2 protein-coding genes are annotated in these 1,216 nt (G+C 65.8%); one reads left to right on the top strand and one right to left on the bottom strand.

Annotation, left to right across the window (positions count from 1 at the left end):
• The coding region (locus AX735_RS23495; protein WP_231750240.1) for a methyl-accepting chemotaxis protein at positions 1 to 533 on the top strand (533 nt) is incomplete at its 5' end.
• 150 nt (positions 534 to 683) lie between these two features.
• On the opposite strand, the gene AX735_RS23500 is transcribed toward AX735_RS23495, so the two are convergent.
• On the bottom strand, positions 684 to 1,216 hold a 533-nt coding region (locus tag AX735_RS23500; RefSeq protein WP_231750240.1), incomplete at its 5' end, for a methyl-accepting chemotaxis protein.

Here is a 1,216-nt window from a genome sequence, read left to right as displayed (position 1 = left end):
CGGGCAAGGGCTTTGCGGTCGTCGCCAACGAGGTCCGGGCGCTTGCGCAGCGCTCGGCCGATGCCGCCAAGCATATCAAGGAACTGATCAGCGAGAGCTCGCGACAGGTCAATCGCGGGGTGGAACTGGTCGGTCAGTCGGGCGAGGCGCTCGACAGCATCGTCGGCAAGGTGGCCGAGATTGCCAGCCTCGCCGCGAACATTTCCGAGCTCGCCGCCGCACAGTCGAACAGTCTGCAACAGGTGAACACTGCGGTCAGCGAGATGGACAAGATGACGCAGCAGAATGCCGCGATGGTCGAGGAATCGACCGCCGCTGCGCGCAGCCTGGCGACCGAGGCCGATCAGTTGACGGGGCTTGTCTCGCGCTTCTCGCTGGAGGGCGGCCCCGTCGCGCGGGGATCGACGGTGCGTGAAATGCCCCGGCATGCCATATCGCGCCGTCCCGCCAGACCCGCTGCTCGGACAATGACGCAGGGCAATCTCGCCATGGCCATCACCACCGATCCCTCCGAGGATTGGTCGGAATTCTAAGGGGCCGATGGCAGGGGCAGATGCACCATGCGTCATCCCATGTCGCCAACGGCGCCCGGTCGATGTGCCGATAGCGCTATCGGCACATCGACCGGGCGCCGTTGGCGACATGGGATGACGCATGGTGCATCTGCCCCTGCCATCGGCCCCTTAGAATTCCGACCAATCCTCGGAGGGATCGGTGGTGATGGCCATGGCGAGATTGCCCTGCGTCATTGTCCGAGCAGCGGGTCTGGCGGGACGGCGCGATATGGCATGCCGGGGCATTTCACGCACCGTCGATCCCCGCGCGACGGGGCCGCCCTCCAGCGAGAAGCGCGAGACAAGCCCCGTCAACTGATCGGCCTCGGTCGCCAGGCTGCGCGCAGCGGCGGTCGATTCCTCGACCATCGCGGCATTCTGCTGCGTCATCTTGTCCATCTCGCTGACCGCAGTGTTCACCTGTTGCAGACTGTTCGACTGTGCGGCGGCGAGCTCGGAAATGTTCGCGGCGAGGCTGGCAATCTCGGCCACCTTGCCGACGATGCTGTCGAGCGCCTCGCCCGACTGACCGACCAGTTCCACCCCGCGATTGACCTGTCGCGAGCTCTCGCTGATCAGTTCCTTGATATGCTTGGCGGCATCGGCCGAGCGCTGCGCAAGCGCCCGGACCTCGTTGGCGACGACCGCAAAGCCCTTGCCCG

It is taken from the genome of Blastomonas sp. CCH1-A6, assembly GCF_001556365.1.
Classification (GTDB): Bacteria; Pseudomonadota; Alphaproteobacteria; order Sphingomonadales; family Sphingomonadaceae; genus Blastomonas; species Blastomonas ursincola.
Note: the sequence above shows the minus strand (reverse complement) of the source record. Positions and strands in the feature narration are given on the sequence as shown.